Origin of the sequence: Spirillospora sp. NPDC046719 (assembly GCF_040645715.1) — a bacterium.
In the GTDB taxonomy this organism is placed as follows: domain Bacteria; phylum Actinomycetota; class Actinomycetes; order Streptosporangiales; family Streptosporangiaceae; genus Spirillospora.
Genome location: NZ_JBEYYT010000418.1, coordinates 1 through 8,073, shown reverse-complemented (window position 1 = coordinate 8,073; position 8,073 = coordinate 1). Strand labels below are relative to the sequence as shown.

8 protein-coding genes and 1 pseudogene are annotated in these 8,073 nt (G+C 72.1%); 8 read left to right on the top strand and 1 reads right to left on the bottom strand.

Annotated elements, in window-relative coordinates; all coding sequences use genetic code 11:
- Positions 1–71 precede the first annotated feature (71 nt).
- Positions 72–1,574: a tryptophan 7-halogenase gene (locus ABZ914_RS41460; RefSeq protein ID WP_500200141.1), complete on the bottom strand. Its 1,503-nt coding sequence runs from the start codon at positions 1,572–1,574 to the stop codon at positions 72–74.
- A 212-nt stretch (positions 1,575–1,786) separates the two neighbouring features.
- On the opposite strand from ABZ914_RS41460, the gene ABZ914_RS41455 reads away from it, so the two are divergent.
- From ABZ914_RS41455 to ABZ914_RS41420, 8 genes and pseudogenes are all read left to right on the top strand, one after another.
- On the top strand, positions 1,787–2,023 hold the full coding sequence (locus tag ABZ914_RS41455) for an MbtH family protein (protein ID WP_500200140.1): 237 nt from the start codon (positions 1,787–1,789) through the stop codon (positions 2,021–2,023).
- Between the two features lie 18 nt (positions 2,024–2,041).
- A complete protein-coding gene (locus ABZ914_RS41450) occupies positions 2,042–2,356 on the top strand; it encodes a hypothetical protein (RefSeq protein WP_500200138.1) in 315 nt (104 codons plus the stop codon).
- 156 nt (positions 2,357–2,512) lie between these two features.
- Complete coding sequence (locus tag ABZ914_RS41445; protein ID WP_387029977.1) at positions 2,513–3,199, top strand: response regulator; 687 nt, start codon at positions 2,513–2,515, stop codon at positions 3,197–3,199.
- Between the two features lie 28 nt (positions 3,200–3,227).
- On the top strand, positions 3,228–4,535 hold the full coding sequence (locus tag ABZ914_RS41440) for a sensor histidine kinase (protein WP_500200136.1): 1,308 nt from the start codon (positions 3,228–3,230) through the stop codon (positions 4,533–4,535).
- A 35-nt stretch (positions 4,536–4,570) separates the two neighbouring features.
- Complete coding sequence (locus tag ABZ914_RS41435) at positions 4,571–5,503, top strand: ABC transporter ATP-binding protein (protein WP_190858235.1); 933 nt, start codon at positions 4,571–4,573, stop codon at positions 5,501–5,503.
- Positions 5,500–7,083 (top strand): ABC transporter permease subunit, encoded by a 1,584-nt coding sequence (locus ABZ914_RS41430; protein WP_500200135.1) that lies wholly within the window; start codon positions 5,500–5,502, stop codon positions 7,081–7,083. Before ABZ914_RS41435 ends, ABZ914_RS41430 begins: the two co-directional genes overlap by 4 nt.
- Positions 7,080–7,856: an ABC transporter permease gene (locus tag ABZ914_RS41425; protein ID WP_500200134.1), complete on the top strand. Its 777-nt coding sequence runs from the start codon at positions 7,080–7,082 to the stop codon at positions 7,854–7,856. Before ABZ914_RS41430 ends, ABZ914_RS41425 begins: the two co-directional genes overlap by 4 nt.
- Positions 7,857–7,872: 16 nt before the next feature.
- A pseudogene (locus ABZ914_RS41420) lies at positions 7,873–8,073 on the top strand (hypothetical protein); the annotation flags it as partial.

Below are 8,073 nucleotides of genomic sequence, written 5' to 3'. Positions count from 1 at the left end.
ACGGCCGCGGATGCGGGCCATGCGGGCGGTGGCCGTTCGTCCGCACCGTGGTGCGGGCCTTCGTGCGGTGGCTACGGCGCCGGCTTGCTTTCCGGGACGACCCAGAACATCCCGTCGCCGGACGGCACGAGCCCGCCCTCGAAGACCGGCGGTTCGCCCTCCACGTCCTCGCCGAGGATGGCGTGCGACTGGACCTGCCCGCCTTCGCGCATCGCCTGGCGGACGACCGACGATCGGAAGAGCGGGAGCATGCTCTGGCCCTTGTTGGCGATGATCTCGTCCACGGCGCCCGCGAACTCGCGTGACTCGCCCTTGAACCGCTTCGCGAGGACGTCGGCGTTGGAGAGCGCGGCCTCACCGGAGGACACGCCCCCCACCAGGTCGACGAACGACTCCAGTTCGGACGACGTCGTCTTGGTTATCTTCTTGGCGGCCCAGAAGTACGAGTCCTCGCTCTCGTGCAGGTCGTAGAACGACATCAGGAACTCGTAGAAGACGCTGAACTCCCGCCGGTACCGCAGCTCGAACTCCCGGAAGGCGGTCGCCTCGTCCAGGGTCCCGGCCAGCACGCTGTTGATCGATCGCGCGGCCAGCAGGGCGCTGTAGGTGGCCAGGTGCACTCCCGAGGAGAACACCGGGTCGATGAAGCAGGCGGCGTCGCCCACGAGCACCATGCCGGGGCGCCAGACCTTCGTGTTGTGGTACGAGTAGTCCTTGCGGATCCGGATCTCGCCGTACCGGCCCTCGGTGACCCGCGTGGCGTCGCTCAGGTACTCGCTGATCAGCGGGCACTGGGCGATCAGGGCGGACAGCGACTCCTCCGGATCCCCCTGGACCTGGTCCGCCAGCTCCCGGCGCACCACGGCGCCGACGCTGGTCAGCGAGTCGCTCAGCGGGATGTACCAGAACCAGCCCCCGTCGAACGCGACGCTCAGGATGTTCCCCGAGCGCGGCGCCGGCAGGCGCTTGCCGCCCTCGAAGTATCCGAAGATCGCGAGATTGCGGAAGAACTCCGAGTACTCCCGGGTGCCGACGTCCCGGTACAGCCGGCTCTTGTTCCCCGACGCGTCCACCACGTACTTGGCCTGGACGCTTCTCTCCGCGCCGTCCGGATCCGTGTACGTGACCCCGGACACCCGGTCGCCGGTGGTGAGCACCCCGGTGACGGCGCAGTTCTCCCGCACGACGGCGCCCAGCTCGCGCGCGTGGTCGAGCAGGATCTTGTCGAACGTGCTCCGCTCCACCTGGTAGGCGTGCGAGGTCTCACCGGTCATCTTCGGCGAGACCCCGAAGGCGAACGTCCAGGGCTCGGGGTTGGCCCCCCACTTGAACGTTCCGCCCAGCTTGTGGGTGAAGCCGGCCTTGGCGAGCTTCTCGTTGACCCCCGTCAGCCGGCACACGCCGTGGATCGTCGACGGAAGCAGGGACTCCCCTATCTGGTAACGGGGGAAGGTCTCCTTTTCCAGAACCAGGACGCGGGTACCTTGCATCGCAATCAGCGACGCCAATGTCGAACCGCCGGGCCCGCCGCCGACGACCACGACATCGACCTCTTCGGCGTTTTCAGGGATCATGTCTCACCTTTCGGCTACGGATTGCCGAACTCGGCCATCCCGGGGCCAGATGATAACATCGCGACTTGTTACCGAAAAATGGCGCCGACCGCGCCGTTCAACTGCTGCGGCGCGCTGGTTGAACGGCGCGGCACCACCCGGGCGGTCTTACTATTGCGGCGGGAAATAAACCGCATTTCCAAGCGGGGCCGAGCAGAAAGCAGGGAGGTCAGGTGCGGACAGTCAGCTTCGACTTCGATTCGCCGGAGGCCCGGTTCAAGGTGCTCGTCAACCACGAGGAGCAGTACTCGCTGTGGCCGGCGGACCTCGATGTCCCGGGCGGCTGGGACGAGACGGGCGTGTGCGCCTCGAAAGAGGAGTGCGACAGCTACATCGAGGAGAATTGGACCGACATGCGGCCCAAGAGCCTCCGTTTCGCCATGGACGGCGAGCAAGCGAACGCCGAGTGACCGGAGGTGTCGTAGGAGATGAAGAAGTATTGCAAGCTTTATCAGCTGGGTGAGCTGCGCAAGTTCCCCGGCTGGGCGGACGCGGCGGCCCCGGAGGAGCGGGACATGGCCGACGACGCGTCGGTGTTTCTCTGCGACGAGCTGACGGTGCTGCTCAGCCCGGTCGGCAAGGACAAGGACAAGCGGCTCTTCACGCTGGTCACCCCGGAATGGGAGGACTTCTGCACGGAGACGCTGAAGTTCGCCATTCCCGAGGACTTGGCGTTCGCCTATGCCGAGCCGGAGCCGTCCGCGCCGGCCCTGGAGGCGGGCGCGCAGGCGGAGTCCGCGTAACCGGTCCCGCCGGCCGGCCCGGACCGCGCGGCGGCCCGGGCCGGCTTCGTGCGGGGCCCGGGCCGGCTTCGTGCGGGGCCCGTCGATCGGGCGGGCGTCACGGTATCGTTGCTTCAGGTGATCCGCTGCGACGGTACGTGAGGGTGGCGCCAGGGCATGGATGAGCCGCGTTCGGCCGTGCGGATCTTCATCGCCGACGACCAGGCCGTGGTGCGCGCGGGGTTCTCCGCGCTGATGGGCACCCAGCCGGACTTCGAGGTCATCGGCACGGCCGGCGACGGCGCCGAGACGGTGCGGCTCTGCCGGCAGCTGCGGCCGGACGTCATCGTGATGGACATCCGGATGCCCGGCATGGACGGGATCGAGGCCACCCAGCAGCTCGCCTCCGCCGCCAACGCCCCGCGAATCCTCATCATCACCACGTTCGACCTCGACGAGTACGTGTACGAGGCACTGCGGGCCGGAGCCAGCGGCTTCCTGCTCAAGGACGTCACGGCCGAGCGGCTCTTCGACGCGGTGCGGGTGATCGCGGACGGCGAGGCGCTGCTCGCGCCGGCCATCACCCGCCGCCTGATCGACGAGTTCAGCCGGCTGCGCCCCCAGGCGCCCGCCGGGTCCGGGGCGTTCGCGGCGCTGACACCGCGCGAGACCGAGGTGCTGCGGCTGGTCGCCGAGGGCCTGTCCAACCCGGAGATCGCCGCCCAGCTGGTCGTCACCGAGGAGACGGTGAAGACGCACGTCAGCCGGATACTGAGCAAGCTCGGGCTGCGCGACCGCACCCAGGCGGTCATCGCCGCGTACGAGAACGGGCTGATCGTCCCGGGCTCGTCCGGAACGGCGTAGCCGCCGCGGCGGTGGCGATAATGGCCGCATGAGCACGGAGGGTTCCCGGCGCGTCTCGGCGGTCCGGGCCGCCGCGGCGAGGGCCGCCGCCTGGCCGCATGCCGTCCCGGCCGCCGGACTGCTGCTCGGGCTGGCCGCCGTGACCGAGGCGGGCGTGCGCTTCGCGCTCAGCCACCCGGACTACCACGCGCAGTTGTTCGTCCTCGTCGCCGCGGTCGGGCTCGCGCTCGGCACCACGCTGCCGGTCGCGTTCCTCCCGCCCGCCGCGGCCGCCGCGGCCGGCTGCACCGCGGCCGTGCTGTCGCTCACCGCGTTCCGCACGCTGACCGGCGCCGGCACATGCGCGACCCTGATCGCCCTGTACCGGCTGGGCAGGCGCCTGCCGCCGCGACCCTGGACGCGGCTCGCCGCGTCGGCCGTGGCCGTTCCGTTCGCCGTGACCGCGATCGCCGCGGACGGGGCGCGGATCACCGAGGTCCGGGTCCTCGCGGTGCTGCTCGCCTCGCTGGGACCGGCCGCCGCGTGGGCCGGCATCGCGGACCGGGCGCAGGGCGAGGCGCGGCGGTACGACGCCGCCCGGAAGGTCATCGCCGAGACCATGGTCGCGCACACGGCCAGGGGCGAGCGCGCGCGGATCGCCCGCGAGCTGCACGACGTCGTCGCGCACCACATCTCGATGGTCGTCGTGCGCGCCGAGACGGCCCGCCTCACCACCCCGGGCATGCCCCCCGCCGGGGCGGAGCGGCTGATGGAGATCAGCGAGACCGCCCGGACCGGACTCACCGAGATGCGGCGCCTGCTCGGGGTCCTGCGCGAGGACTCGGCCGAGGCCCCCGAGCGCCATCCCCAGCCGGGCCTGCAGGACCTCAACACGCTCGTGGACGATGCCAGGAGCGCGTCCGGGGCGGGCACCCGCCTGATCGTCTCCGGGCCGCCCGCCGCGCTCGAACCGGGCACCGAGCTGGCCGTCTACCGCATCGTCCAGGAGGCGCTGACCAACGCGCGGCGGCACGCGCCCGGAGCGGCCGTCGATGTGGAGCTGCGCTACACAGGCGACATGCTGCGGCTCCGCGTCCGCGACGACGGCCCCGGGCTCGTCGGGGGCGGCCGGGCGGGCGGCCACGGGCTGCACGGCATGCGCGAGCGCGCCGCGTCCGTCGGCGGGGAGCTGCGCCTCGGCAGTGCCGGCAGCGGCGGCCTGCTGATCGAGGCCGATCTGCCCGTCAAGCCCGGTGCCGATCTGCCCGTCAAGCCCGCTGGGGTCCCCCTTGTGGGGGACGAGAACGCCGCGGCCGTCCCTCCCGCCAGCCACGGCGAAGGCCGCTCGCCCGCGTGACGATCTGAGCGCCCGGCGTCCGTAGCGTTGCCGTCATGGAAGCAACCATCGAGATCGCCGGGCTGCACAAGCGGTTCGGGTCGACCGTGGCGCTGGACGGGGTCACGTTCACGGTGCGGCCGGGCGAGGTCACCGGCTTCATCGGGCCGAACGGGGCCGGCAAGTCGACCACGATGCGGTCCGTCCTGGGCCTCGACACCCCCGACTCCGGCACCGCCCTGATCGGGGGCAAGCCCTACGCGAGCCTGGAGCGGCCGCTCACCAAGGTCGGGTCGCTGCTGGACGCGGGGGCGCTGCAGCCCAGCCGCTCGGCACGCAACCACCTGCTCTGGCTGGCCCACTCGCAGGGCCTGAACGCGAGCCAGGTCGACGCCGCGCTCGAGCGGACCGGGCTGGGCTCGGCCGCCAAGCGGAAGGCCGGCACGTTCTCGCTCGGCATGCGCCAGCGCCTCGGCATCGCGGCGGCGCTGCTCGGCGACCCGCCGATCCTGATCCTCGACGAGCCGTTCAACGGCATGGACCCCGAGGGCATCGTGTGGATGCGCGGGTTCCTCCGCTCGCTGGCCGCGCAGGGCCGGGCGGTGCTGGTCTCCAGCCACCTGATGAGCGAGCTGGAGGACACGGCGCACCATCTCGTGGTGATCGGCCGCGGCAAGGTCATCGCCGACACGAGCGTGGCCGCCCTGATCGCGTCCGCGTCCGCGGGCCGGGTGACGCTGCGGACCAGCGCGCGCGGCGAGGCGATGAACGTGCTCACCGACGCCGGGGGCACGGTGGCGGTCACCGACCGGGACGTCCTGACCGTGTCCGGGCTGCCCGCGGAGCGCATCGCGGCGCTGCTCAGCGGCAACGCGGTGCCCTTCTCCGAGATCTCCTCGCACCGGGCCTCGCTGGAGGAGGCCTACATGGAGCTGACCCGCGAGGCGGTCGACTACCGTGCCGAGCCGGCCACGGAGGCACGCCGATGACCGCCCCCGTGATCCCCCACCGCTCGGCCGCTCCGGCCGGGCACGCCGGCTTCGCGCAGCTGCTGCGGGCCGAGCTGACCAAGTACCGGACCGTCCGCGGCTGGGTCGTCACCATCGCGGTCGCGATCCTGGTGACCGTGCTGATCGGGATCATGACCGGGCTCAACAGCCAGAACGGCTGCGGCACCGGCGTGTGCCACCCGACCGTCCCGACCGGGCCCGGCGGCCAGGGCGTGACGGACAGCTACTACTTCCTGCGCCAGCAGCTGCACGGCGACGGCAGCATCACCGTCCGGGTGTCCTCGCTGACCGGCGTGCGGCAGTCGGGCCTGAGCGTCCAGGGGACGCCGCGGACGGTCCCGTCGCTGCAGACATGGTCCAAGGCCGGGCTGCTCGTCGCCGCGAGCACCAAGCCGGGTGCGTCGTACGCCGCGGTCATGGCCACCGGCGGCAAGGGTGTGCGGATGCAGTACGACTACACCCACGACATCGCCGGCAGGCCGGGCAAGGTCTCCGCGTCGTCGCCGGGGTGGCTGCGCCTGACGCGCTCCGGCAACACCCTGACCGGCTACGACTCCGCCGACGGCGCCACCTGGTCCAAGATCGGCACCACCCGGCTCGCCGGGCTCGGGTCGACGGTGGAGGCCGGGATGTTCGTCACCTCCCCCGAGTTCACGCCACCGGGGAACCAGCAGCTGCTGTCCGGATCCGGCTCGACCGACCCCACGGCGGCCACCGCGAAGTTCGACCGGGTGGGCCTGGCCGGCGGCTGGTCCGGCGGCAACTGGAGCGGCACGTTCATCGGTGAGAAGACCGAGGCGTACCCGATCGCGCACCTGGGCGGGCACAGGCCGACGGCCGACGGCGGCTACACCGTGACCGGCTCCGGGGACATCGCCCCGGCCGTCAGCGGGTCCGGCAACGTGGGCGTCCAGTCCATCAACAGCATCCTCCAGGGCGTGTTCGCCGGGATGATCGCGATGGTCGTGATCGGCGCGCTGTTCATCACGACCGAGTACCGGCGCGGTCTGATCAGGCTGACCGTCGCCGCGAGCCCCCGGCGCGGGCGGATCCTGACCGCCAAGGCGATCGTGATCGGCGCCGTCGCGTTCGTCGCGGGCCTGGTCGCCGTGGGCATCACGGTGCCGATCGGCGAGAGCCTGCTGCACGGCAACGGCTATTCGGTCATCCCGATGACGGCCGGCACCGAGGCGCGCGTGCTGGTGGGAACGGCCGCGCTCCTGGCGGTCGCCACCGTCTTCGCCGTCGGCGTCGGCGCCGTCATCCGGCACAGCGCCGGAACGGTCACCGTGGTCATCGCGACGGTGATCCTGCCCTACGTCCTCGCGATGACGTCGGTCCTGCCGGTCGGCGCGGCCCGGTGGCTCCTGCGGGTCACCCCGGCCGCGGGCTTCGCCATCCAGCAGGCGATCCCGCAGTACGACCAGGTGCGCACCGCCTACACACCACAGTGGGGCTACTACCCGCTGGCGCCATGGGCCGGTTTCGCCGTCCTCTGCGCCTGGGCCGCGCTCGCTCTGGTCGTCGGCACCGTCCTGATGCGCAGGAGAGACGCGTGAAGAACGCGCTGCACGCCGAGTGGACGAAGCTGCGGACCGTCCCCAGCAATGCCTGGCTGCTGCTCGCCGCCGCCGCGCTCACCGTGGTGATAGGCGCGACGGCCGGGGCGGCCGTCAAGTGCCCTGCCGGGAACTGCACCGAGGACCCCGCCAAGATCAGCCTCACCGGGATCTACCTGAGCCAGGCGGTCGTCGCGGTCGTGGCGGTGATGGCGGTCAGCGGGGAGTACGGCACCGGAATGATCCGCCTCACGCTGGCGGCGATGCCGCACCGGCTCACCGTGCTGGCCGCCAAGGCCGCCATCGTCACGGGACCGGTCCTGGCCACCGGTGCGGTCGCCGTCCTGGGGTCGCTGCTCGCCGGGCGGCTGATCCTGCCCGGGAACGGCATCGGTCCCGCCCACGGCTACCCGTCCCTGTCCCTGAGCGACGGGCCGGTCCTGCGCGCGGCCTGCGGATCGGTGCTCTATCTCGCGCTGATCGCGCTGCTCAGCATCGGTGTCGCCGCCGCCGTGCGCGAGGCCGCCGCGGCGATCGGCGTCGTCCTCGGGCTGCTCTACCTCTTCCCCATCCTCAGCGCGGCCCTCGGGAACACCTCGGCGTCGCGCCACATCCAGGAGATCGGGCCGATGACCGCCGGAATGAACATCGAGGCCACCGTCGGCCTGAGCGGTCTTCCGATGAGCCCCTGGGCGGGCCTCGGCGTGCTCACCGCCTGGGCCTGCGGGGCGCTCATCGCCGGCGGGCTGATGCTCCGCCTGCGGGACGCATGAAAGTGAGGAGGACGAGATGACACGGCCACCGCAACCGTCGCGCCATGCCAGGTGGGCGGTTCCCGCCGCGGTCGTCGCGATGCTCGGCGGGACGCTGGCGCCGGCCGCCCTCTCCGCGGCCGCGCCACCGCCGCCGGGGCTGCCGGCGCGCACGGCGGGGCTGCTCCTCGCCGCGGGCGGGGGGCGGGCGTGGGTGCGGGGGCGGTGCGGGGGGAGC

What these genes read in the sequence shown, in the direction of transcription:
- ABZ914_RS41460 (WP_500200141.1), bottom strand. Translation starts at nt 1,574, where the DNA reads ATGATCCCTGAAAACGCCGAAGAGGTCGATGTCGTGGTCGTCGGCGGC.
- ABZ914_RS41450 (WP_500200138.1), top strand. Translation starts at nt 2,042, where the DNA reads ATGAAGAAGTATTGCAAGCTTTATCAGCTGGGTGAGCTGCGCAAGTTC.
- ABZ914_RS41445 (WP_387029977.1), top strand. Translation starts at nt 2,513, where the DNA reads ATGGATGAGCCGCGTTCGGCCGTGCGGATCTTCATCGCCGACGACCAG.
- ABZ914_RS41440 (WP_500200136.1), top strand. Translation starts at nt 3,228, where the DNA reads ATGAGCACGGAGGGTTCCCGGCGCGTCTCGGCGGTCCGGGCCGCCGCG.
- ABZ914_RS41435 (WP_190858235.1), top strand. Translation starts at nt 4,571, where the DNA reads ATGGAAGCAACCATCGAGATCGCCGGGCTGCACAAGCGGTTCGGGTCG.
- ABZ914_RS41430 (WP_500200135.1), top strand. Translation starts at nt 5,500, where the DNA reads ATGACCGCCCCCGTGATCCCCCACCGCTCGGCCGCTCCGGCCGGGCAC.